The following is a 22,519-nucleotide window of genomic DNA, read 5'->3' on the forward strand; positions in this document are numbered from 1 at the left end:
GGTACGGGTCAGGGCCTGGGGCCCCTAGATGGCGGTGACGATGCGCTTGGCGAAGAGGTCGAAGTCGCCGCTCCGGTCGCTTCGCCACAGGACCCAGATCCCCTGGCCCGGTACGAGCACCGGGTGCGGGTTCTGGTCGTTCGCCGGGTTGGAGATCACCTGCTGGGCCGAGCCCCAGACCGAGGTGGCCGGATCGCGTCGGCGCAGGAAGATCTCGTTGCCGGCTCCGACGACGTTCCGGGCCGCCAGCAGATAGACGGTCCCGTTGGCGTCCCGGGCCGCGGCGGGCTGGATGTCGGTGTCGCTGCCCGGGACGGTGACGATCGAGCCGGTCTGCCAGGTCCCGCCCGCGGCGCTCACCACCTTGAGCTGGGTGTCCTTGTAGAACACCATCGCCTCGGTGCCGCTGACGCCGACCACGAAGGGCTCGGCACCGGCCAGCGGGGTCGCAATGATGTGGTCGACGGCCGATCCCGCCGCGGCGGTGGGGGTGAGGCGGCCGAGCGTCATGGTGTTGCCCGCGGTGGTGACGTAGGCGAACCACACCACTCCCCCGGCCGCCGCGGCATGCAGGCCACCGCCCGTTCCGCTCACGGCCGGAGCCGGCAGCGCCACCGGGGAGGCGTCCACGAACGTGCTGTCAGTGTGCCGGTAGCGGCGGAAGAACCAGCCGTTTCCGGCCGCCTGCCGGATGAAGAACGTGACGATGTCGCCGGTCAGGACGCCGAACGGGATCTCGTCGGCCGTGCCCGTGGTCGCCGACAGGGTCTGTTCCGGGGCGCCGGGCAGGCCTGCGAGGGTGGCGCGTTTGAAGACGACGTCGGTGGTGGCGTTCAGTTGGAGACCGTTCTGGTAGGCGACCACGAATTCGCCGCCCGGCAGTGGCACCACCGTGGGTTCGACATGCGTGGTGCCACTGGTGACGGCCACCGCGGACTGGAATCCGGCCTCGGGCGCGGCCAGGTCGAGCCGGGTGCCGAAGATCTGGTTGACGCTGCCCACCCGCGGCGAGAACCAGAACGCCGCGAGGCCGTTGAGGGAGTCGAGCACGAACGCGCGCCGGATGGTGTCCGTGCCGGGGCCCGGTGAGACGGGCAGGTCGGCCGTGGTGGGCAACTGCCCGGCCAGCAGGGCGTTCACGGCGTCGCGCACGCTGATCGGCGGTCGGCCCGCACCGGCCCGGTACTCGTACGGGTCGACGCCGAGCACGTCCGTGATCAGGCTCGCCGGTGGCAGCAGGAGCCGGCGCTGGCGACGGTCGACGATCTGGGCGTCGGCGATGACCGCCTGCCCGCCGGGGCGGTTGATCAGTGCCAACGTCGCGTACGAGTGTCCCGGCAGGTGCGCGCCCGGCAGGGACATCGGGTAGGCGCGGACGACCCACTCGCGGCGGGTGCGCGCACAGGTCTCGACACCGAGACCGGCGTGCACCAGTTTCGGTTCCTCGTCGGGGGTCAACAGGCGTTCCCACACGTCGAGTTCCACGAGCACCTGCTGGTCGGGGCCGGGCGTGGTGAGCGGCGCGACGACCGGGACGCCGAGCTTGGCGGCCAGGGTCGCCGAGCCGGGCTGGCTCTGGTGCAGCGGTTGTGCGGTGAAGGCGAGGTCCGCCTTGAGCAGGACGTCGAGGCCGTCGACGAGGAAGCGGCCGACCTGCCGCAGCGCGGTCTCGGGGTTGGAGAGCGTCCCCGCCGGGCCCTGCGTTCCGGCGCGGACGGTGAAGTCGTTCCCGTTGGTCAGGCCGCCGGTGATCCGATAGCCGTCGTTCCCGTCCGGCACACCGTCGCCGACGTACCACTTCAGGAAGGCGCGCAGTTCGAACTTGCGGATGTCGTCCAGCAGGTTCCAGTCCGCGTCCACGATGGGCACACCCTGCTGGAGCCGGACGTTGACGTGGGCGAGCAGCGGGTCGAAGGTGCTGGGCGTGATGGTGGCCATGGGGTCGACTCCTTCAGAAGACCAGCCAGATGGTGCGTTCGAGGGTGCTGGCGGGGTCCTTGGCGATGGCGATGTGGGTGCGGTAGTTGATGAGGATGTCGGTGCCGTTGAGCCGGGCCATCAGGCCGAACTCGCGGAGTGTGCTGGTGGCGTGGAACGCGTCGGGCCAGGCAGGTGTGCCGGGGCCGAGGGTGGCCTTGAGCTGGAGGGTGCCGGTCGGCTGCGCCGAGATCGTGCCGTTGGCCGGGTTGATGAAGTCCATCTGGAGCTGGGCGCGCGGCACGAGGTGCGGGTGGGCGTCGACGAGCGCGGTCTGTGCCGGTGAGGGGTTCGGCGGGCCGCTTCCGTCCCAGGCGGCGAGGCCCGCGCCGACCGCGAGGCCGATGGTGGCCTCGGAGGTGGTGGGTGTGCCGCGGACGAATCCGGCCAGCAGCCGGCGGCAGTCGGTGACGATCGTGTTGCGCAGCCAACCGCGGTCCCACGCGAGGCTGTTGTCGGCGGCGTACAGCACATCACGGAACCGTCCGTGGAGGCCTTCGTCTCCAGTGGTGTACTCGCTGCGGGCTTCGGGATTCGTCCTCATCGGCTTCGCTCCGCTTCGCGTCACGTCAGGGGTGGTTGGTGGGTGCGCCGGCGCAGGGTGGTCAGGTCGGTGGGGTCGGCGGTGGTGCCGGTGGCCTTCGGGTCGGCGGGTGGCGGGGTGGACAGCGGGGCGCTGCCGATGACGGCCCAGCCGGGCAGCGTGACGGCGGCGGTCTCGTCGGGTACGCCGAGGCGGTCGATGTCGGGGTGCTTGTCGGCGAAGGTGTCGACGAGGTCGGCCGCGGCGGGGTACACGAACTCGACCTCGGCGCGGGGCGCGAGGCGGACGACGGTGCGGACGTTGAGCGGGACGAAGCGGCGCAGCACCGCGCGGAGGCGGTCGGCCATGCTCTCGTCGAGGAGGCCGGAGACCGCCTGGGTGAGGTGGAGGCCGACGGTTCCGCGGGTGTACACCTCGTCCTCGCGCAGTGGGTCGGCCGCGGTCTCGCCGGCCGGCCGGTGCGGTGTGTACGCGACGAGGTCGTCGAAGGCGCCGAGGCGCCGCAGCCGGTCGAGGTGGGAGAGGACGACGGTCGTGGAACCGGCGTGGCGGTGGAGCGTTCCGGCGCCCTGGAAGGGTCCGGAGCCGACGCCTGCGTGATCGACGCCACGGTCGCTGCGGTAGAGGAGCCACTGTCCGCCGTCGACGGTGACGGGTGCGGGCCAGGTGTCGGCGGGTGCGCCGGTGGTGACCTCTGTGGCGGTGCCGCCGATGGGGACCGACCACAGGTGGGGGCCGCCGCCGCGGTCGGAGCGGAAGAACACGCGGGGGGCCAGGCCGGTCCTGACGGTCAGTGCGGGTTCGCGGTCTCCGCCGGTGGTGTCGGCCGGTACGGGGGTCAGCTCGGTCTCGGCGCTCCAGGCGCCACCGGGGGGCTTGCTGCGTTGCCGCAGTGACCAGGCGGCGCCGCCGACGGAGCCCTGCCTCGCCCACACCGCCCAGAGCCGGCCGTCCGCGTCCCGGCCGAGGCTCGGCTCCCGGCTGGACAGCACTCCGCCGGTGAGCGCCTCGTCGCCGGACCAGGCGCTGCCGTCGAAGCGTACGGTGCGGACCTGCCAGGCCTGTCCGTCGTGGCGGGCGTACGCGAGTTGGACCCCGGTGCCGTCCGCGGTGGCGGCGAGGTCGGCGACCCGGCCGGGGGCGAGTGCGGTCAGGGTCCGCACCGGCCCCCACTCGATCCGATCGCCCCAGTCACCGGTGGCCGCGGAGTTCTCCGGGCCGAAGCCGAGGGCGGCCGCCGCCGTGGAGGCGGGCAGGTCCACGGTCAGCCGGGCGTCGCCGCCGCTGCCGAGCGAGCTGAGGCGCAGCGCGCCGCCGGGGGCCGCCGAGGCGGTGACGACGGTGGAGAGCCGGGCGTTGACGACGGCCAGGACGTCGTTGATGCCCGGGGCGTCCGGGTCGGCGAAGTCGGACCGGGCGAACTGGGCGCCGTGGGGCCGCCCTTCGGCGTCGCGCACCACCAGGTACGAGCCGTGCGTGACGCCGAACGGCGTGCCCCGGTCACCGGTGAGCACGGCAGGGCCGGGCCGGCCGGTGACGCCGATGGCGAACCGGGCCTGCCCGTCGGGCGTGCCGGGCTGCTCCACCCAGGCCAGCAGGATCCGCCCGGGCTGCCCCGCCCCGGCCGGCGGCAACGCTGCGGCGGCCGGTTCCCCACCGGCGAACAGCGGCACCGAGTCACCCCACTGACCGCCCCGGTATGCCTTGACGTGCACGCGGTCCACGGGTGCGGCGGGCAGGAACGGCGAGCCACCCACGTCGCTCAAGCCGCCCGCGGGAGCGCCCACTTCGCCCGGTACCGGAGGGCGGGGGAACGGCCGGCCGGACACGGCGCGGCGGGCGGCGCGGCCGTCGGCGGGGGCGAGGGGGTCGGACACGGCGTGGAAGACGTGGAAGGCGGCGGGTCCGGTCGGGGTGACGGCGAGGCGGCCGCGTGGTGCGCTGTCGAGCGTGACGAGACTGGTCGCGGCGGGTTCCACGCGGAGCGTTCCGGCATGGGCGTCGAGCCTGAGCCGTCCGTTCGCGGACGCGGTCACGGTGAGGTCCTGGAACTGCCGGTCGAGGGCGGCGGCGACCTCGGCCGTGGTCGCCGTGGTGAGGTCGACCGCGTCGGTGGCGGCGAACCGGGCGGTGACGGGTCCCGCCGCGTCGGTGCTGACGGTGAGTTCCATGCCGGGGGCGAGGGCGAAGGGGCCGGGGACGGTGCCGGTCACGCTGGTCCCGGCGGTCGGCGGGGTGAGGCCCAGGAGGTCGGCGGCGTCCTGCGCGGCCATCCATCCGGCCCCCGTCTCCCGCAGCGCGAACACGTTCTGCTGGGGTGCGTGGTGGGACCGCGCGATGTGCTGCGCGTACTCGACGACCCGCACCTGCCAGCCGGTGTAACGGGTGACGAGGGACCGCAGGTTGGGGACGGTGCCGACGCCGCGGTAGAGCGTGGGCGCGGCCCGGATCTCGTTGCGCTGGAGGTAGACGGGGAGGGTGTGGTCGGTGCGCCAGTCGAGGAACTCGGCCATCGGCGGCAGGTACTCGGGCGGTGTCCGGTCGATGTCGCGCAGTTGGCGCAGGCCCTCGGCGGTGCTGCGCATGAGCGCGAGCGGTGCGGCCGCGGCGGCCAGGTAGCGGCGCAGTTGCCCGGCGTCGCGCAGTTCCGGGGGCAGCGCGCGCAGCCGGTCCTGGACGGCCGGGTCGAGTGCGTGCGCCTCGTCGGGGCGCAGCGGGAGGTCGTCGCGCTGGTGGACGGCGGGGAGCATGCGGTAGAGGCGTTCGACGAGCCCGTGGTCGTCGGTGGCGAGCGCGCTGGCGCGGGCGCCCGCGCCGGTGTGGAACGCCGTGCCGTCGAAGGTGAACACCGTGTAGTAGAAGCGGGTGAGCGGCCTGAGGCCGGTGTCGACGAGGTCCTGGACGATGGGGGCGGACTCGTCGTGGACGAGGTCGCCGTCCTCCGGGTCGAGCGGGAACATGCGCTCGCGCCGGACCACGCGGACGCCGACCAGGAAGCCGCCGTCGAAGGCGGAGACCGGTGGATTGGTCCAGCGGAGCTCCACGCCCCGGCCGAGCAGGCTCGGCACGGCCCGCGCGCCGGTGGGCGCGCGCGGCTCGACGGCGGCCGCGGTCATCGGGCGACACCCCCCTCGATCACCAGCCGGATCGTCTCGGCGTAGCCGGGCCTGGCCAGTTCGAACGGTTCGAGTTCGATGACACCGTCGGCGTCGACGCCGCCGTCGGCGGTGCGGCTGAACTGTGTGACGGTCAGCGACGCGACCTGCGGCAGGCTTTGCAGGACGTCGTAGACGCGGCTGAGGAAGAGGGACTGGCCGAAGTCGATGGCGTCGAACGCGATGAGCCCGGCGGCGGCCGCCGTGACGGCGGCCCGCACGTCCTCCTGGAGGAAGAACGGCTCGGCGCGGATGACGGCTTGGAGGAAGATGTCCGCCGGTTCGGGTCCGAGCACGCGCAGCACACTGGTGGCCATCCGCGAGGACTCGAACGCGGCGAGCAGGTCGCGGCGCAGCAGTTCCGAGGGCTGTTCGACCCTCCCGCTGGGTGCCACGTACAGCACGACGTCGTTCCAGTTGAGGGCGACCGCGCGGGCCTTGCCGACACCCGGTGTGCGCAGCGCGAGTTCGACGTAGTCGTCGGTGGTGACGGCGCGGTTCTGGGCGCGGTAGAGGCGCGGCGCGAGATCGCGTGCGCCCACGACGGTCTCGCCGGCCGCGCCTCCGCTGCCGCCGGCCGGCGCGACGATCTTGCGCAGGGCGCTGATCGAGGAGGTGAACGCGGTCCCCGGCGGGACGTTGCCCTGCGGGCCGCCGCCGACGCGGTAGGTGGCGTGCACCTCGACCTGGTCGAGGCCGCTGCCCTTGGGCGGGATCGCGCCGTTGACGCCGTCGCCGAACAGCAGCGTCACGGTGCCGTCGGCGCCGCGCTGGACCATGAAGGACCGCTGTACGGGCCCGGCGAGGGCGAGCGTCCGTATCTCGTGCCAGAGCGTGGTGCCGCCGGGCCCGGTGACGGTGGCGGTGATCGAGCCGGCGATGACGGGGTGCCGGCCGAGGGCGTGCAGCTGGTTGGGGCTGCCGTCGGAGGTGCCGATCAGCTCGTTGCTCACGGTGCTGCCCTCGACGGCGCTGACCGGCAGGAACCAGCGCAGGTTCTCCTCGATCGTGGGCCCGAGGACGTCGCTGGTGAGGGTGGTGTCGCGGACGGACTCGAACTGCACACGGTCGTCGGTGCCGGTCTGGGCCAGGAACACGGTGCCGGCGGGGACGGTCAGCGGCAGCGCCTGCGCGGCGTCCACGGCGACGGCGAACTCGGCCGTCGCGGGCGGCGCGGGACGCAGCTCGTAGCCGAGCAGGCGCAGCAGTTGAACGAGGGACTCGGGTTCGTCGCTGGTCGCCGGGAACAGCTGGGAGGCGATCCGGGACTGGTAGTAGAGCGTGATGTCGCTGGCGTACGCGAACAGTTCGATCAGCAGCACGCCGAGGTCGTTCTCGGTCTGGTCGGTCCACTCGGGCAGGGTCTGGCGGGCGATGGCGAGCATCGACTCGCGCAGCGCGTCGTAGCCGAGGTTGGTGTAGTCGATGGGGAGCCCGCGCACCTCGCTCATGTCGGCCTCGGAAGGGTGAGGGCCACGTGCTGCGCCACCGCGTGGGAGTCGATGACGTAGTCGAAGGCGACGGTGAGTTCGGACTCGTCGTGGGTCAGGCGGACCGGGCTGGTGAGCCGGGCCAGCGGCAGGTGGGCGCGCAGTGCCTGCTCGATCTCGTGCCGGATCAGGGTGCGCAGGGTGTGGTCGTTCGGCTGCTGGAGCCGGTGCTGGACGCCGCCGCCGTACGTGCGGCGCAGCAGCCGTTCGCCGAGCCGGGTGGAGAGCAGGTGGCGCAGGTCGTCGGCGACCTTGTCGGCTCCTGTGCTCTGCCGTACGTGGCCGCCCTCGATCCGGAACGGCATGGACATTCCCCGGAGCGTGGTCATCGCAGCTCGCCTTTCAGGCTGTCCGGGGCGGCCGGAGTGGCGGAGGGGACGGTGAGCCCCGCGATCGTGGACTTCAGGGTGGCGCCGCTTGAGGGGAGGGCCGGATCCCAGACGGCGAAGGCGGCCTTCACGCCGGCGTCGAACGCGCGCAGTTGCTCGACCTCGTCGCGGAGGTCGGTCAGGAGCCTCCAGAACGTCGCATCCTGGCCCGCGGTGCTGATCGTCTCGGCGTCGACGGTGAGGATGCGGTGGACGGCCCGGCCGAGCGCGTCGAAGTTGGGCCGTACCTCGTCGCTGTCGACGTTCTTCCCCGCGGGCGGGGTGAGCGCGTCGAGGCGTGCGCGCATCGCCTCGCGCAGTTCGGTGGCGCAGGTCGTCCCGTCCGGTCCCAGGCCCATGACCGCCCTCTCACGCCCTGACCTTGAACTGTGTGCTGACAGGGATCGGCACGGGCGCGCCGAGGTTGCCGAGGCCCTGGTCGGTGGCGTGCAGCACCGGCTGTGTGCCCGCGCCCAGCACCACTGTCGGGCCGTCGACCTTCGCCATCGAGGCACTGAGCTCGAGCGTGGACGCACCGGCCTCGGCCTTGACCGCCGCCGCTTCCAGCGTCACCTTGGCGACTCCCTTGCCGTGCTTGATGTTCACGGCACTGGAGGTCAGCTCGATGACGTGCTTGTTGGTGCCGTCGGTGAGGGTGACGCCGTTCTTGTCGAAGGTCAGCGTGTGCGTGTGAGCGCCGTCGGTGAGGACGACGGACTCGCTGCCGGAGGTGTCGTCGAAGACGAGCAGATGTCCGGTCGGCGTCCTGAACGCGCGGACGGTCGGCGGGTTCTTGGCCGCCTCGGGCGCGAAGGTGCCCGCGATGTGCTGCACCCCGGTCCACAGCGGGAACGCGGTGTCGCCGCCCTCGAACTCCACCCAGATGTGGGTGCCGTTCTCCGGGACGAAGAACATTCCGTACGGCAACGCGGCGCGGGCGGGCACCAGTTCGTCGGGCGGGAAGATCGTCGGCACGGACACCTGGAGGATTCCCAGCTTGTCCGCGTCGCGGTTGTCCTCGACGGTGGCGCTGTACTTGCCGAAGTACTGATCTGCCACAACTCCCCCTCAGCGCACGGCTCTCTCACCGCACGGCCTTGAAGTCGGTCTTGTAGCCGGAGGTGTCGAGCGTGTGCGTGACGCTGGTGAGGTACCAGTCGCCCGCGAAACGCTCGTGCACCCCGGCGATGGTGACGTTGCACTTGGCCCGCATCCAGATCGAGCCGACGGTCGTGCCGCTCGCCGACATGCCGAGGCGCCGGGACTCCAACGCGCCTGCCTTGTCGTCGAGTTGCTGCTGGGTGCCCGCGACCGCGCCCGTCTTCGGTTTGGGCTTGGCCAGTTCCCGTTGCAGCTTCTCCCTGGCCCGTTTGCTCACTTGGTACAGCGCCTCGATACGGGCCAGGTCGGCGCGGTTGGCTCGACTCGACACATCACGGGCGAGCTCCCAGATGAAGACGTCCACCGGCGGTGGCTGCGGGGTGTTCACCTGTTGCCCGCCCTCGTCGATGTCGTGGACCTCCTTGACCCGGTCGATGTAGCTCGCGTCGAAACTCGGGGTGAAGGACAGCAGGTTGCTGCCGACGCCCTGCCGGTAGCGCAGGACGAGCTTGTCGGCGCGGTTGAGGTGCAGGATGCGCCGGTCGGGGATGAAGTACAGGACCTCCCGGCCCTTCTCGTCGAGTTCGACGAAGCACTTGGCCTGGTACTTCTTCGCGAGGTCCTGGAGAAAGGCAAGGTCCGTCCTCGCGTCCTGGTTCTCCCGTGTCACCTTGGGGTCCGGGCTGAGGTTGGCGACGATGTCGGCGAAGCGGTACGGCTGCCCTATCTTCTTGACGAGCGCGTTGACGGTCGTCCTCGTCCAGTTCTTCTTCTGCTCGACGAGGCCCATCTCGATGGACTTGTCCTCGCCCTTGATCTTGAGCTGCGGGACGCCGTTCTCGGGGTAGGACAGCTCGACCTTGGTTATCAACGCCTTGAGTACGAGGGCGTGTTGGTCCGGCTCCGCGTAGCCGAGGTCGATCTCGGCGACGCTGCCCTCCATGAGCGCGTCCGCGTAGATCATCCGGGGGTCGTCGACCGTCAGTGTCATGCTGTCGGCCATCCGGTCGTCCTCGACGACCTGCACCGAGGACACCCACGGTGTGATGTCCTGGTCCCCGATGACGACGTGGAAGTACGGCACCCTGGGTGGCAGTCCCGGCGTGGCCATCTAGAAGCTCCTCGCCCGGTTGGCGCGGGTCACCTGGCCGGGTTCGGGCAGCCGCAACTGCTCGCCGGGTGTCAGGTCGAGCGGATACCGCAGCGGGTTGACGTCGAGGAGCCGCCACCACAGCTGCTCGTCGCCGAGGGTGCGGCGGGCGATGAGGTCCACCGCCTCGCCCTGGCGCACCTGGTGTGTCCGCTCGCCGGCGGGGTCCGTGCCGGTCAGGCGCAGGCCCACGACGTGGCGGCGGGTGCCGTCGGGGGCGGTGACCTCGAAGACGGGAAGGCCGGTGAACCGGGACCCTCGTGGCACTGGCATCAGATGAGACCTCCGGCCGCGGCGTCGGGGTTGTACGGGGTGAGCTCCACGCAGGTGACCTGGACCTCGGCGCGCACCGGGTCGAGTTCGGGGCCGTAGAGCTTCTCGGTGATCTGAAGGTCGGTGACCACGCAGTCGACGACGCGCTCCCCGAAGGCGAAGCGGCAGGCGGGCGGCGCGGTGAACACCGGCTCGGCACCGGCGAACAGGCCGGTGAAGCCGTCCGGCATGCCGTTCGCGTCCTGCCAGCGGTCGGTCCGCGGGTACGTGAAGGCGCGGTACTTGTTGAGTTCGGGCGCGATGCCACCGCGTTCGTCGCGGGCGATGTCGATGTCGTCGTCGGCCGGCCCCTTGAACAGGCCGTCGATCATGACGGTGAACGACAGCGTGCGCTCTCCGCCCGCGCTGTACTGCTTGACGGGCATCAGCATGCCGGGCGCGCCGAGCGTCGCGTAGCTCACCGACCGCTTGTCCGTCACCTGCGTCGGGTTGTACTGGAACTTGACCAGGATCTCCGGGACGAGCCCCACGCTCACCAGGAATCCGCGGACCGGGTTGCGCAGCAGCACGATGCCCTCACCTCCCCCATGTCGATCCCCCTACACCGTTGGCCGGGCGCCGGTGCGGAAGTCCTGTTCGGACCGCAGGGCGCCGAGTCGTTGCTGGAGCTGGGCGATGATGTCGTCGCTGAGCAGCGCCGCCGAATCCGCCTCCAGGCGCTCCGCGTTGACGTTGACCGTGATGCCGCCCTCCACGTGGACGGACTGGTCGACGGAGCCTGCCGGGGCGGCCGCCGCGGCCCCGGTCGGCAGTTCGGGGCGGACACCGGCGGCTGGCAGGGCCGGGAGTCCGGCGGGCGCGGCGAGTGCGGTCGGCGCCGTGGCGGGTGGCGGGGCGGCGGCCCCTGCCCTGCGCCGCTGGTCCTCCTGCTGGGCCTGCGCCACGACCTTTTCCTGCGCGGCGATCTGTGTCTCCAGGCCGCCGGTGACCTGGCCGGTCGCGAAGGCGGCGTTGACGTCGATGGTGGGCACCTCGCGCGGCGGGATCAGTTTCGTCTCGACGGCGACCTCCGGGACGAGGTCGGCGTGTTCGAGGCCGACCAGATCGCCGACCACGCTGTCCGCCAGCTTGTTGTACTGCTCCAGGACCCAGTTGATGACCCCGATGAAGAAGTTCTGGACGGCCACGCCCGCCGTGATGAACGCGTTCAGGATGGAGATGCCGACGTTGGCGACCGACGCCGTGACGACGTCCCACACCTGGCCGACGACCGTGCCGACGCCGACGAAGAACAGGCCGATCCGCTGGGCCTGGACGCTGATGAAGTTCGCGGCCCGCAGCACGGCGAGCTTGATCTCGTCCCAGTAGGCGATGATCACGACGATGATGCCGATGATCCCCAGCAGGGACGCGGCGACGGCCAGCCACGGGTTGTCCCGCAGCGCCGCCTTGACCTGGTCCCAGTAGACGATGAGGAGGGTGATCGCCGCGATCAGGGCGATGACCGCGATCACGACGAGGACCACCGGGTTCAGCGCCATCACCGCGTTGAACACCGCCTGCGCGGCGGCCGCGATCTGGGTGATTCCGGCGAACGCCTGGAGCACCTGCCCGGCCTGGCTGACCACGCCGCCGGCCGCGGCGAGCAGGTCCATGTAGTCCTTGGTGGATGTGAGCGGCTTGTTCCAGGCCTCGCCGAGCGCGGTGACCGAGCTGTAGAGCTGCGGGATCGCCGTCATGGCGGTGCCGAGTGCGGTGGCGCCGGCCGAGACCTTCTCGCCGAGCACCTTCGCCCCGTGCTCCGCGGCCGCGGTCCCGGCCTTGTCGAGCGCCCCGGTGACACCCTGCTCGACCTTCGCTTCGAGGTTTGCCACGGCAGGCGTGAGGTTCACGCCTCCCGCCGCTTCCGTGGCGGCGTCGGCCATCTTTCCGCTCGGCCCGAAGAGCACTTCCATCGCAGGGTGGAAGTTCGGGCTGTGCGAGGCCGCTTCGAGCGCGACCACCGCGATCGGTCCGTCGGGGCCGAACAGCCACCGGATCGCCGGCTCGAAGACCCGGCCCACGGTGTCCTGGAACCGCAGCCGTTCGAACCCCTCCACCAGCAGCATCGGCGAGAACCGCTCGTCGATCATGCGCCGGAACAGGCCGCTCAGCTGGCCTTCGAGGCGGGCCACGACGTCGGGGGTGAGCTGCACGGACTCGGCCTGCACGGTGCTGGTGCGGCCGCCGACCGCGTTCACGATCACGTCGCGCATGACCTGCTGCTGGTCGAACAGGCGGTTCGCGGCCGTGGTGGTCTTGGTCTCCACGTTCTCGGCGAGCGAGTGGTTCGCCACGTCGATGACGCGTTGCATCTCTCGGGTCGTCTCGGTGATGTGTCCGATGATCAGGCCCTGGTTCTCGGTGATCGTGATCCGGAGCTTCTGCTCCAGCTGCGCCTCCTGGCCGTCGAGCTTGGCCTGGACGAACTGCTGGAGCTGCGTGAGGACATGAGGGATCTCGCCGGAGGCGACGCCCTGTTGGCGCACCAGCTCCTGCAGTTGGCCGATCGCGGCCAACAGGCCCTCAAGTTCCATACGGTCGAGCTCCCATGGTTCGGACGCGGTCATCGGGTGCGGTCATCGGGTGCGGTCAAAGGTCGGGCCGCGTGGCTCATTTGGCGGCCTTCTCGACCGCCGCGCGTTCCTCCTGCAACTGCTCGGACAGCCGCCGTGCGTAGTACCAGCGGTCCTCGGTCGGCAGGGCGAGGATGTCGTCGTGGGACCAGTGCAGGTGGTAGGCGAGGAAGAAGACCTCGCCGCGCAGGCGCTCCTCCTCTCCTACGAAGCCGCCAAGAAATTCGACATGTCCAAGGAGGCCTCGTAGTCCCGGCCGCAGCCCTCGCAGGTGATCGTGCGGCGCAGCTTGATGCCCGGCCCGCCGTTGTTCATGGCGTGGTCGATGAGGGCCCGGTCGGCGAGGGTGAGGTCGACGAACACCGACGAACCGAGCGCCTCCACCTTCGCTTTGGGCATGTCGCCCATCTCCCGCAGGCAGCGGGCGAGCAGCGCGTTCTTCCCGCGTGACACGTTCTCCCGCGCCTGGGAGGCGATCCGCTCCTCGTCCGTCCCGACCGGGTAGCGGAACACCATGCTGTCGTAGACGTTCCCGGCCCGGTCGACGTACCCGTCCTCCAGCCGTACGACCATGTCCTGCGGCGGTTCGCCGTCCTCCAGGCGGACCACCTCCAACTCGGCGAGATCCTCGGTGCGTTCGGTCGCCTCGTGGCACGCGGCGCACGAGTACGTCGCCCGCATCCGCGATCCGAACGTGATCTCCCGAAGCCGTACGAGGAGGAAGTGCCGGTCGGCGGAGAAGAGACGTTGGACGACCTGCGGTCCCGGGGCATCCAACTCGCCCAGCCGGACGAGGCAGTTGCCAATCAGCTCGGTGATCATCTTGGCGCCGTTGGTGCGGTAGCGCTTGTCCGCCATGACGGCCTCGTCGCGTCCCGTCATCTTGCGCAGGACGGCGGTCCTGTGCACGCGGCCGTCCTGGTCCTCGTACCCCATCGGCAGCTCGAACTCGAACTCGCGGCGGCGTGGCTCGGTCATCACGCCACCCGCTCCAGGCCCTCGTGCTCCAGCTCGATGGTCTGCTTGAACAGGTTCGTCGATGCGGCTTCGAGGTCGGCGAACTTCGACGACTTGATCCACGCTCCGTAGAAGGCGAAGCGCAGCACCTCCTCGTCGTTCTCCAGCTTGAGGACGGCGCCGTTGCGGCGCACCGACGAATTCCCGGTCGCCCCGTTGAGCTGGAACATCTCGGCGAACCAGTCCTTGAAGAAGCCGTCGAAGCGGCTGCCGTCCATGTTGCGCTCGATGACCAGCGTGTCGAACTTGATGATCCCGCTGGAGATCTTGTGCACCGTCGGTGAGCCGCCGTCGGGCTGCTCGATCACGTCGGTCATGCCTTCGTTGAGGCCGGTCACCTTGGTGACCGGGCACTGCGTTCCTTCGATCTCCACGAGAAAGCCGTGTGTGCGGTACGACTCCTGGAAGGTCAGCTCTGCCATCTCGCTCCTGCCTTTCCTGCCTATGCCTCGGCGGCAGACGCACCGCTGTCCTGCTGGCCGACGACGACGAGGATCGCCTCCGCCGGTTTGGTCGGGAAGAAGAACACCTCGAGCGTGAACAGGCCGTTCGCGACGTCCTGCGGTGGGTTGTTCTCGGCGTCGCACTTGACGGTGAACACCTGCTCGGCCGGGTCCGAGCCGAACGCGCCCTGGCGCCAAAGGCCCAGCAGGAACGGTGTGACGACGTTGAAGCGCACCATCTTGCGCAGCTTGTCGTCATGGGGTTCCTGGACCACGAACCGCAGCCCGTCGCGCAGGCTCGCCTTGACGAAGTCGAAGAGCCTGCGCACATTGACGAAGAGCCAGCGGGTGTCGGTCGACAGGGTCCTGGACGCGTCGACGACGATCCCGGCGCCCGGCAGGGCGCGGATGCCGTTGACGCCACCGGCCCGCACCAGATCGGTGTGGTCGGCGTCGGTCATGTCGTACTCGACGCCGAGCGCGTCGTTGATCCGCGCCTCGTCGCCCGCCGGCGCCTTCCACACACCACGTGCGTCGGCGATCCGCGCGTACACACCGAGGACTTGGCCGACCGGCGGAATCCACACCAGGGGCTGGACGGCGGCGGCGACCGGGTCCGGGTTGACGACCTGGATCCACGGCGCGTACAGCGCGCCGAACACCTTCCGCCCGCGCAGGCCCGCCGCGTAGGTCTTCGCCCCCTCACGGCCGAAGCCGTACGGGACGGTGCCGACGAACATCGCGTCGCCACGGCGTTCGCAGTACGCGAGGGCGCCCGCGGCCACGCCCACCGAGGTGGACTCGGGGATGGAAAGGAGGCTGATCGGGGCGTCGTTGAGCGCTTCGAGACCGGTGCGCAGGGCGGGGTCGCCGAGGTACGCGGTGTCGGCCGGGTCGGCGCCGTCGGCGCCTCCGACCAGGGTGTAGGTCCCGGGCGTGGGTGCGTCGACGCCGACGCCCGAGGTGCTGTCGAGGTCGGTGGCGACCAGGAACGCCGAGCCGCGCTGTGGGTCGTTGACGACCGCCTCGACGTACGAGTCGTGGCTGTCGACCATGCTGACCGGGCCGAAGCGTTCGACCTCCGCGCCGCCGCTGCGGACGATCAGGTCGAACTCGACGGTGGAGATCCGGGTAGCGGCCGCGGGCATCGCCGGGAACGCGGGGGCCGGTCCCCAGGAGATGAGGCGGAAGGTCTCCGAAGCCGCGGTCAGGGCCCGGAAGGCCTGGGAACCGACGACCGGCGTGGCACCGGTCAGGCCCAGGGCGGCGCGGGCGTCGCCGCCGACGGCCGGTGCGGCGACGGCGATGGAGGAGCCCGCCCCGTCGGTGTCGGACAGCAGCGCGAGCCGGTTGTTGTGCGTGATCTCGGCGCTGAAGTTGACCGACTGCCGGTTCACGGCGGCGGCGACCTCGGCGACGGTGACGGCCGCGGGGTTGGCGAAGTCCGTGTCGTGGAAGACGATCGTCTCGCCGCTCGCGCCGCCCGGTGTCACCAGGATCCCGGAGCCGTCGGCGACGGTGGCGGCGACCGCGGCGGTGCCGATGACATGGCCGCGTACCGCGAAGCGGGCGGCCGAGCCGATCCGGAAGCCGCTCGCCGAGGAGAGCGCCGCGACGGTGCCGCCGGCCGGAAGCGCCGCGTCGCTGTTGGCGTTCGCGCCGGTGAAGCCGAGGCTCGCCGGGGCGGCGACGGCGAGCCGCGACCAGGCCCGCGCGTCGGTGGTGACCGCGGCGACGGCCAGGTTCCCCGCCGGGGTGACCGCGGCACGTACGGCGGTGGTCTGCCGGTTGACGGCCGCGGCCACTTCCTGCGCCGAGGCCGCGCCGATGGTGGCGAAGTCGGCGGTGCGGAACGTCACCGTCGCGGCCTGGTCGACGCCGCGCGTGGTGACGGTGAACGTCGCGGTGGCGCCGTCGGTGAGCGCGAACGGCTCGGCGGCGGCGCCGACGGCCTGCGCGGGGACGGTGGCCCGCCCCAGCGGATGCGGTTCGACGGTGACGGCGAGGTCGTTGCCCCACGCGCCGGGGTCGGGCGTTCCCCTGGCTCCGGCCGACAGGCGCAGGGTGGCCACGGGCGTCGCCGCCTGGTCGTTGACGGTGATGCCGGCGGCCGTCGCCCCGGCGCCGACGACGCGCACGACGAACGCGTCCGAGCCGCCGTTGTCGAAGAAGCCGCGCACTGCGTGCGCCCCGTAGGCGCCCGGCAGGTAGCCGCCGAAGACGGAGACGAAGTCGGCGAAGCCCCGGACGTGGACGGCCCGGTCCGGAGCGCCGCGCCGACTGCGGACGAGCAGCCCCGCGACGGAGGTGGGTACGGGCGTGATCGTCGGCGCGGACCTGCCGTCCACCTCCACGACGGTGACACCGAGGTTGATGGTCATCTGCGTGCTCCTAGCCTTCCGCGGCGGAGCCGCCGCCGGGCTGCTGGCCGACGATGATGTGGACGGTCTCGGCCGGCCTGACCGGGAAGAAGTAGACCTCCACCTTGAACAGGCCCAGGTCCACATCGGCGGGCGGGTTGTTCTCCGCGTCGCACTTGACGGTGAAGACCTGCTCGGCCGGGTCCGAGCCGAACGCGCCCTGCCGCCAAAGGCCCAGCAGGAACGGCGTGATCACGTTGAAGCGCACCATCTTGCGCAGCGCGTCGGTGTGCGGCTCCTGCCGTACGAAGCGCAGGCCGTCCCGCAGCGTCGACTTGACGAAGTTGAACAGCAGGCGGACGTTCACGAACTGCCAGCGTGTGTCGGTCGACAGGGTCCGGCTCGCGGCGACCGCGGGGGCCCGTCCACCGGGCGACAGGATGCCGTTGGTGCGGCCGTTGCGGACGAGGTCGTCGTGCTCGCCGCCGCTGAACCCGGCGGCGAGCGACAGCGCCCCGCGGACCGTCGCGGCGTCGCCCGCGGGTGCCTTGTGGATGCCGCGTTCCTGCTCGGTGCGCGCGTACACACCCATGACGTGCCCGTCGGGCGGTACGAACCGCACCGGCGCCGGGCCCACGCCCGCCGGGTCGGCGACCAGGATCCACGGTGCGTACAGGGCGCCGTAGACCTTCGCGGCCTGGAACTGGGCCGCGTACGTCTTGATGGTCTCGGTGTAGTGGGCGACGGTCTCGTTGTAGTCCGAGGGTGTCTTGGGGACGACGTTCGCGGGCGCGCCGCGGTCGGGCGCCGAGCCGACGTACATGCAGTCGCCGCGGGCGGCGGCGTAGTCGAGCGCTCCTCTGGTCACCAGGGCCCGTCCTGCCGGGGCGAGCAGGTGCGCGTCGGGCACGGACAGGAGTTGCACGGCCTCGGTGTCCAGCGCGTGCAGGCCGGTGCGGGCCGCGGTGTCGCCGACGAGGTCGCCCGCCGCGGCCGCGGTCTCGCTGCCGCCGCCGAGCGCGACGCCGCTGACGACGCCGGGGACGTCCACGCCGGGCGCGGCGGTCGACAGGTCGGTGGCCATGACCCAACTGGAGCCGGTGACCGGGTGGTTGAGGCGGTCGACGGCGTAGTCGGAGGTGCCGGTCTGCATCGACAGGTTCTGCCAGGTCTCGACGACGTTGAACGCTCCGGTAGTGGCGTCCTGCTGACGCACGATCAGGCGGAACTCGGCGCTGGTGACGGCCACGCCCGCGGCGACGGCCTCACCGGTGGCCGTACTGGTGGTGACCGTGCGGCTCGCCCGGTCGACGGCGGTGACGAGGCGGAAGAGTGTGGTCGTGGAGGCGATGCGCAGGACGCTGCCGACGCCGATGCCGGAGGTGGAGCCGAGCTGGAGCGTCGTCGCCGTGGCGGTGGCCGCCGCGCTCACGGTCGTACTCGCCCTGGGGTCGTCGCGTACGTCGAGGCGCAGCGCGTGTGCCCATACTCCGGGGTCGGCGGCGCCGCGGTATCCGGCGGTGACGCGAAGGGTGGCGGCGGGGGTGCCCGCGCGGTCCTTGAGGACCACACCGGCGGCGACGCTGCCGGCGCCGGTGACGCGGACGACGTGCGCTTCGCGGCCGCCGTTCAGGAAGAACCCCGTGACCGCGTGCGGGAGATGGCCGTCGGGATGGTGGCCGCCGAACCTGGCGGCGAACTGGTCGAGGTTCGTCACGCGTACGGCCTGGTTCGGCACACCCCTCTTGGTGCGTCCGACGAATGCCGCCACCGATGTCGGCGCGGCCTGGAGGACGGGGCCGGCCCGACCGTCGACCTCGGTGACGTTGACCCCTACCTGGAGCGGCATCGCTACGCGTTCCCTTCTGGCGACAGCCGGTTGGGCTGCGGCCCCTTCATGTCTGGGCCGGTCATGTCTGAGCCGTTCATGTCCGCAGCACGATCCCTTCCTGGTCGTCGGGTCCCGGCACCGGCGGCGGCTCGGGTCCGCGTGGATCCCAGGGGTGGGCGAGCGGGCCGGAGAGCACCGTTCCCTGGTGCACCCACGGCACTTCGGTGCGCCGGCCCTGCTCGATGCGTGCGCCGATGCACAGGCAGACGGGGGCGGGGACGGGGCGGGACCTGAAGAGCAGCGGCGGTGGCGGCAGTGTCCGCACCGGCAGGACGGTGCCGTTGACACGGAGGCCGGTGCCGATCCCGATGCGCCGGATGATCTCCGTACGCAGCGTCGACGCATGGGCGCGATCGCTCGCCACGGGCCGGACCTCGTACTCCAGGAGGACCGGGCGCGGCGCCGGGCGCAGGCTGCACACGGTCAGTCCGCCGCGTACCCGGAAGGAGTCGCGCTGCGGGACGTGCCACGCCCGCTCCGGCTCCTCGCGCTGGTCCGTCAGCGAGATCAGGAGCACCGGGTCGGGGAGATCGCCGGGAGTCGGAGCCGTGCCGAACGCGGGCTCGTCCACGAGGACGGGGGCGGTGACGCTGAGGCTCGTCCCCGGGCCGATGGCCGCCACCAGGGGCGGCCGGATGGTGAGGGTGGTCGTGCCGGCGGCATCGTCGTGCACCGCCCTGGTCACCGAGTAGTGGGTGCTCGTGCCGTCGACGGTGATCCGGTTTCCGGTGTACAGCCTGTGGTTGAGGCCGACGACGAGCGTGTCGGCGCCGGCCGCGGTCGGCGGTACCGGCAGCGCGGCCACGCCCGGCAGCGGCAGCCCCTCGATCAGGCCGGTCAGCGCCGACTCCACATCGGACAGGGGCACGTCGTCGACGGCCAGGAGTTCGTCGAGCTGGATCCGGAACGGCTCGTTCGTGAGACACCGCAGCGAGAAGTCGGTGACCCGGGCGCGCCGGTCGCCCGCGATGCCGAAGCGATGCTGCTCCCACGCAGCCGTGCGGTTCATCGGAACCAGCCACCGGTGCTCGTCGCCGGGGGCGTCGGCGGCGTCACGCCAGGACAGTTCCAGCAGGAACGGCGCGCGCGGAGTTCCGTCGGCGGTGCGGGACGCGTACGTCCACAGCCGCAGCTCGCCGAACGCGCTCAGGTCGAGCGGGGTGCTCGGTGTGTAGCCCACGGACGCTCCGCCGGCTCCGGGGCGGGCCACGAGCAGCAGGCTTCCCGTGCCCCGCTTCCTGAAGTCGGTGACGGAGCCCTGGAGCAGGCCCGGGTTCGAGGACAGCCATGCCTGTTCGAAGGCATGCACGAGCGCACTTGGCACAGGCGTCCTCCTCAACCCCCGTCGACTCCGCTGTTCCTACGCCCCGTCCACCTCGCGGATCATGGGCGCTCCCAACGCCGGTGAGCGGGACCGTCGGCGTCGAGGCGCGCATCGACGATCCGCTCCAGCTCGGCGAACGAGCCCACGTAGTGCTCCTCGCCGGTGGCCAGGTCGCGCACCCTCGCGCGGATCACTGCGGGCAGCGTGTCCACCTCGCGCGGCTCCACCCACACGTCGACGAGAAACCGGTGCCTCCATGCAGTCACCACCTGACCCGTCACCTTCTCTCGGGACCAGGCTGGACCGGCGGACTCACGGGACGGTCACGGGCGGGCCGCGGGGCGCTCACCGACCGACCACGCGGCCAGGCCGGCGGGGCCGTTGGTACGGCTGCCACAGGCCGTGATCGACGGGGAGCCATTCCCGCGACCGCCGTATCAGGTCATGTAGCGAAGCCGGTCGATCGCACGGTCGACGATGTCCGCGATGCGCCGAACCTCGCGACGTGCCCGCTCCAGCTCCGCGACGAGAGCCGCCACGTTGGCCGACCGGCCGTGCTCATTGCGCGTGAGGCGTGCGTACAGCGCGATCGTCTCCGGCATGGGATCGGCACCGAGCTCCGCGAGCAGCACCATCCGGCAACGCTCGAACTGCCGCTCCACGAGGTCGTCCCGCCCCGCGGCACCGTAGGCGCTCATCAGATGCCGGTGCACGTCTTCGCGCAGCGGCTCCAGACACAGCGCGAGATCGCCGTACTTGGCTACCGCCTCGACCTCGCCGCGCGAACCGTTGTACTGAAGCAGGTAGTCGAGCGCGGTGAGGTAGAGGTTCTCGAGCCGGTACCGGGTGGCCAGCACCCACTCGTCGTCGCACGGCTCGAGCAATTTGCCGCGATACAACGCTATCGCCCGCTCCAACCTCGACGCGTCCGCCTCCGCCATGTCGGCCGCGCTGACGTCCAGGACCAACGAGACGAGATCTTCGAACACCGTGGCGTCGATCGCGATGTCCACCACCGTATTCAGACCGACGTTACGGTCACCATTACTGGCGACGAGATCCACACCGATCGCCGATCGCCCCTCCGACCTGAGGCGCCACACAGCGGTATTGAGACGGCGCCGCGCGATCGATTCCGAGCAGTCGGCGAACAGTTGAGCGGCGGCGACCGACCGAAGGCGGCCTTCCCTCGGCGCGAGGGCGAGATACGCGCACAACATGGTGGCGCCCGGGGACAGAGCCACGGGCCCGTGATCCGAAATGAGCCTCGGAACACCAAATAATTCAAGACTGAGCTTCGAGTCAGACACAAGAACCCCCGTATGTGCCGGCACTCGCGTCCCAATGGTCGACAAGAGAATCCAGTGAATCACCACTGGGCGAGACAATGGTATCGACCCCTCCATGGAAACCCAACGGACGGCCGACAAAAGCAGCGTAAAGGCCGCAACGCCAGTGACCGGACAAGGACTCGGAGCGACGCCGGAATTCGGCTGCCTGGCGACTGTTCGGCCGCCGAGAATTTAGTCCACACACCTCAAAAGCGTCTTGGACCGTGCGACAGAATGAGCACCCGTACTTCCTCGACTCGCCCACCTCACCGTCACCAATATATTCGCCGCCCGGTGGGGCTGTCGGCGGCCTTGCCGAGGATCGTTCAACAGCTCTCATCGTGCCGTAGGAGAACGAGCGAACCTTTCGCGGCCTTGTGGCGTCGAAGGTGCGGCACGCCGAAGGTTTCGGCAGCTGAGGGAGGTCGGTTCATGACGGGCAAGCAGACGGCCAGTTGGACGGCGCGCAGAAGGTTCGCGCGGTCGGTGAGCGTGCGGGCGGCGCTCGCGGCGGCGGCCCTGATCATGTCCACGTCCTGCGCTGGTGCGGGCACCACGCAAGGTGGAGCAGACGGTTCCTGCGCGGCCCTGCTCGAGTACAAAGGTCGCACCTATCTCGGCCACGGGCTCCATCCCGATGACGATGGTGACAGCGACGACGTCAGGGCGGGCAGACGACTGGGCGCAGGCGCCATCCCCGGATGTGACGACACTCCCACCGACGGTGATCAGGAAGCCACTTCGGAGCCGGTAACCGTGTACGCGATTGAGGGTGTGGACCCCGTCTACGCCGTGACCGTGGACCATCCGGTCGGCGGAACCCTCTACATCGAGCGGGCATCGAACAAGACCCTGCCGGAGCTACGGAAACTGATCAAAGCCCAGGAATTGGACGCGGCCACCAAGTGAACACATCCGCGGGAGCGGTCCGAGTTCACACATCGGCGACCCCATGTTTTTGCATGGCACTGAGCTTTGCTGTCAGTCGGTCAGCTTGAAGATCAGCTCGGTGACGGTGGCCCGGCGGCCGGGGGCGAACGCGTCCTCGCTGCCCACGCGCACGAATCCGGCGCGTTCCAGCACCCGGACGGAGCCGAGGTTGTCCTCCACGACCCGGGCGCGGATCGGCCGCTCCGTTACCTCGTCGAGCAGCGCCAAGACGGCCGCGGTGGCCACACCCCGGCCCCACCAGTCCCTACGGATCCAGTAGGTGAGCTCCGTGTCGCCCTCCATCGGGAAGGTGGCCACGCTGCCGACGACCTCACCGTGCATCTCGATGACCCGGTTGACAGTCGCGCCATCGGCGAGAATTCTCCGATATTTCTGGCGAAAGGCATCGGCGTCGCGAGCGGTCCGGGGATCGATGAAGGCCGCAAGCTGCTGGGCGGCCTCGTCGAGCTGGATCTCGAAGAGCGCCGGGATGTCGTCCTCGGTCAGGGGTCTCAGCGAGATGTCCCTGGCCACGTTGTCAGTCATCAAG

The 22,519-nt window shown here is 70.9% G+C and carries 21 protein-coding genes; 1 reads left to right on the forward strand and 20 read right to left on the reverse strand.

The genetic code is table 11. The annotated features are described in order from the left end of the window. Nucleotides 1–24: 24 nt before the first annotated feature. The 19 genes from ACNYS0_RS06675 to ACNYS0_RS06765 form a co-directional block, all read right to left on the reverse strand. The gene (locus ACNYS0_RS06675) at nucleotides 25–1,938 is read right to left on the reverse strand and encodes a DUF6519 domain-containing protein (protein WP_422471740.1); all 1,914 of its coding nucleotides are present in this window, start codon (nucleotides 1,936–1,938) and stop codon (nucleotides 25–27) included. 13 nt (nucleotides 1,939–1,951) lie between these two features. After that, nucleotides 1,952–2,521, reverse strand: coding sequence for a hypothetical protein (locus ACNYS0_RS06680; RefSeq protein ID WP_422471741.1), 570 nt, complete (start codon nucleotides 2,519–2,521; stop codon nucleotides 1,952–1,954). Nucleotides 2,522–2,541: 20 nt separating this feature from the next. Continuing rightward, on the reverse strand, nucleotides 2,542–5,637 hold the full coding sequence (locus ACNYS0_RS06685) for a phage tail protein (RefSeq protein ID WP_422471742.1): 3,096 nt from the start codon (nucleotides 5,635–5,637) through the stop codon (nucleotides 2,542–2,544). Continuing rightward, a complete protein-coding gene (locus ACNYS0_RS06690) occupies nucleotides 5,634–7,127 on the reverse strand; it encodes a baseplate J/gp47 family protein (RefSeq protein WP_422471743.1) in 1,494 nt (497 codons plus the stop codon). Before ACNYS0_RS06690 ends, ACNYS0_RS06685 begins: the two co-directional genes overlap by 4 nt. Continuing rightward, nucleotides 7,124–7,495, reverse strand: coding sequence for a GPW/gp25 family protein (locus ACNYS0_RS06695; protein WP_422471744.1), 372 nt, complete (start codon nucleotides 7,493–7,495; stop codon nucleotides 7,124–7,126). Before ACNYS0_RS06695 ends, ACNYS0_RS06690 begins: the two co-directional genes overlap by 4 nt. After that, nucleotides 7,492–7,893, reverse strand: a complete 402-nt coding sequence (locus tag ACNYS0_RS06700) for a hypothetical protein (protein ID WP_422471745.1) — start codon at nucleotides 7,891–7,893, stop codon at nucleotides 7,492–7,494. The genes ACNYS0_RS06695 and ACNYS0_RS06700 overlap by 4 nt, the downstream gene beginning before the upstream one ends. A gap of 10 nt (nucleotides 7,894–7,903) precedes the next feature. After that, complete coding sequence (locus tag ACNYS0_RS06705; protein ID WP_422471746.1) at nucleotides 7,904–8,593, reverse strand: phage baseplate assembly protein V; 690 nt, start codon at nucleotides 8,591–8,593, stop codon at nucleotides 7,904–7,906. A gap of 25 nt (nucleotides 8,594–8,618) precedes the next feature. Further along, a complete protein-coding gene (locus ACNYS0_RS06710) occupies nucleotides 8,619–9,746 on the reverse strand; it encodes a phage late control D family protein (RefSeq protein WP_422471747.1) in 1,128 nt (375 codons plus the stop codon). Beyond that, a complete protein-coding gene (locus ACNYS0_RS06715; protein WP_422471748.1) occupies nucleotides 9,747–10,058 on the reverse strand; it encodes a LysM peptidoglycan-binding domain-containing protein in 312 nt (103 codons plus the stop codon). Then, nucleotides 10,058–10,627: a CIS tube protein gene (locus tag ACNYS0_RS06720; RefSeq protein ID WP_422471749.1), complete on the reverse strand. Its 570-nt coding sequence runs from the start codon at nucleotides 10,625–10,627 to the stop codon at nucleotides 10,058–10,060. Before ACNYS0_RS06720 ends, ACNYS0_RS06715 begins: the two co-directional genes overlap by 1 nt. A 30-nt stretch (nucleotides 10,628–10,657) precedes the next feature. Next, on the reverse strand, nucleotides 10,658–12,634 hold the full coding sequence (locus ACNYS0_RS06725; protein WP_422471750.1) for a hypothetical protein: 1,977 nt from the start codon (nucleotides 12,632–12,634) through the stop codon (nucleotides 10,658–10,660). 76 nt (nucleotides 12,635–12,710) lie between these two features. Then, entirely contained in the window at nucleotides 12,711–12,944 is a 234-nt protein-coding gene (locus ACNYS0_RS06730; RefSeq protein WP_422482482.1) for a DUF6760 family protein, read from the reverse strand. Next, nucleotides 12,878–13,651, reverse strand: coding sequence for a T4 family baseplate hub assembly chaperone (locus ACNYS0_RS06735; protein WP_422471751.1), 774 nt, complete (start codon nucleotides 13,649–13,651; stop codon nucleotides 12,878–12,880). Before ACNYS0_RS06735 ends, ACNYS0_RS06730 begins: the two co-directional genes overlap by 67 nt. Further along, nucleotides 13,651–14,112: a phage tail protein gene (locus tag ACNYS0_RS06740; protein ID WP_422471752.1), complete on the reverse strand. Its 462-nt coding sequence runs from the start codon at nucleotides 14,110–14,112 to the stop codon at nucleotides 13,651–13,653. Before ACNYS0_RS06740 ends, ACNYS0_RS06735 begins: the two co-directional genes overlap by 1 nt. A 20-nt stretch (nucleotides 14,113–14,132) precedes the next feature. After that, complete coding sequence (locus ACNYS0_RS06745) at nucleotides 14,133–16,514, reverse strand: hypothetical protein (protein WP_422471753.1); 2,382 nt, start codon at nucleotides 16,512–16,514, stop codon at nucleotides 14,133–14,135. Between the two features lie 10 nt (nucleotides 16,515–16,524). Then, nucleotides 16,525–18,342 carry a phage tail sheath family protein gene (locus tag ACNYS0_RS06750; RefSeq protein ID WP_422471754.1) on the reverse strand — a complete coding sequence of 606 codons (1,818 nt, stop codon included), beginning with the start codon at nucleotides 18,340–18,342 and terminating at the stop codon, nucleotides 16,525–16,527. A 76-nt stretch (nucleotides 18,343–18,418) separates the two neighbouring features. After that, on the reverse strand, nucleotides 18,419–19,708 hold the full coding sequence (locus ACNYS0_RS06755) for a hypothetical protein (protein WP_422471755.1): 1,290 nt from the start codon (nucleotides 19,706–19,708) through the stop codon (nucleotides 18,419–18,421). Nucleotides 19,709–19,767: 59 nt separating this feature from the next. Continuing rightward, nucleotides 19,768–19,974 (reverse strand): hypothetical protein, encoded by a 207-nt coding sequence (locus ACNYS0_RS06760; RefSeq protein ID WP_422471756.1) that lies wholly within the window; start codon nucleotides 19,972–19,974, stop codon nucleotides 19,768–19,770. 171 nt (nucleotides 19,975–20,145) lie between these two features. After that, entirely contained in the window at nucleotides 20,146–20,952 is an 807-nt protein-coding gene (locus ACNYS0_RS06765; protein WP_422471757.1) for an AfsR/SARP family transcriptional regulator, read from the reverse strand. A gap of 519 nt (nucleotides 20,953–21,471) precedes the next feature. Here ACNYS0_RS06765 and ACNYS0_RS06770 point away from each other — a divergent pair. After that, nucleotides 21,472–21,948: a DUF6281 family protein gene (locus ACNYS0_RS06770; protein ID WP_422471758.1), complete on the forward strand. Its 477-nt coding sequence runs from the start codon at nucleotides 21,472–21,474 to the stop codon at nucleotides 21,946–21,948. A gap of 72 nt (nucleotides 21,949–22,020) precedes the next feature. Here ACNYS0_RS06770 and ACNYS0_RS06775 read toward each other — a convergent pair whose 3' ends face one another. Beyond that, on the reverse strand, nucleotides 22,021–22,515 hold the full coding sequence (locus ACNYS0_RS06775; RefSeq protein WP_422471759.1) for a GNAT family N-acetyltransferase: 495 nt from the start codon (nucleotides 22,513–22,515) through the stop codon (nucleotides 22,021–22,023). Between the last annotated feature and the right edge of the window lie 4 nt (nucleotides 22,516–22,519).

It is taken from the genome of Streptomyces anthophorae (assembly GCF_049310305.1).
Taxonomy (GTDB): Bacteria; Actinomycetota; Actinomycetes; order Streptomycetales; family Streptomycetaceae; genus Streptomyces.

Excerpts from the sequence above, each read along its gene's own strand:
- ACNYS0_RS06675 (WP_422471740.1), bottom strand. The coding sequence starts at position 1,938 with ATGGCCACCATCACGCCCAGCACCTTCGACCCGCTGCTCGCCCACGTC.
- ACNYS0_RS06680 (WP_422471741.1), bottom strand. The coding sequence starts at position 2,521 with ATGAGGACGAATCCCGAAGCCCGCAGCGAGTACACCACTGGAGACGAA.
- ACNYS0_RS06685 (WP_422471742.1), bottom strand. The coding sequence starts at position 5,637 with ATGACCGCGGCCGCCGTCGAGCCGCGCGCGCCCACCGGCGCGCGGGCC.
- ACNYS0_RS06690 (WP_422471743.1), bottom strand. The coding sequence starts at position 7,127 with ATGAGCGAGGTGCGCGGGCTCCCCATCGACTACACCAACCTCGGCTAC.
- ACNYS0_RS06695 (WP_422471744.1), bottom strand. The coding sequence starts at position 7,495 with ATGACCACGCTCCGGGGAATGTCCATGCCGTTCCGGATCGAGGGCGGC.
- ACNYS0_RS06700 (WP_422471745.1), bottom strand. The coding sequence starts at position 7,893 with ATGGGCCTGGGACCGGACGGGACGACCTGCGCCACCGAACTGCGCGAG.
- ACNYS0_RS06710 (WP_422471747.1), bottom strand. The coding sequence starts at position 9,746 with ATGGCCACGCCGGGACTGCCACCCAGGGTGCCGTACTTCCACGTCGTC.
- ACNYS0_RS06715 (WP_422471748.1), bottom strand. The coding sequence starts at position 10,058 with ATGCCAGTGCCACGAGGGTCCCGGTTCACCGGCCTTCCCGTCTTCGAG.
- ACNYS0_RS06725 (WP_422471750.1), bottom strand. The coding sequence starts at position 12,634 with ATGGAACTTGAGGGCCTGTTGGCCGCGATCGGCCAACTGCAGGAGCTG.
- ACNYS0_RS06735 (WP_422471751.1), bottom strand. The coding sequence starts at position 13,651 with ATGACCGAGCCACGCCGCCGCGAGTTCGAGTTCGAGCTGCCGATGGGG.
- ACNYS0_RS06740 (WP_422471752.1), bottom strand. The coding sequence starts at position 14,112 with ATGGCAGAGCTGACCTTCCAGGAGTCGTACCGCACACACGGCTTTCTC.
- ACNYS0_RS06745 (WP_422471753.1), bottom strand. The coding sequence starts at position 16,514 with ATGACCATCAACCTCGGTGTCACCGTCGTGGAGGTGGACGGCAGGTCC.
- ACNYS0_RS06750 (WP_422471754.1), bottom strand. The coding sequence starts at position 18,342 with ATGCCGCTCCAGGTAGGGGTCAACGTCACCGAGGTCGACGGTCGGGCC.
- ACNYS0_RS06770 (WP_422471758.1), top strand. The coding sequence starts at position 21,472 with ATGACGGGCAAGCAGACGGCCAGTTGGACGGCGCGCAGAAGGTTCGCG.
- ACNYS0_RS06775 (WP_422471759.1), bottom strand. The coding sequence starts at position 22,515 with ATGACTGACAACGTGGCCAGGGACATCTCGCTGAGACCCCTGACCGAG.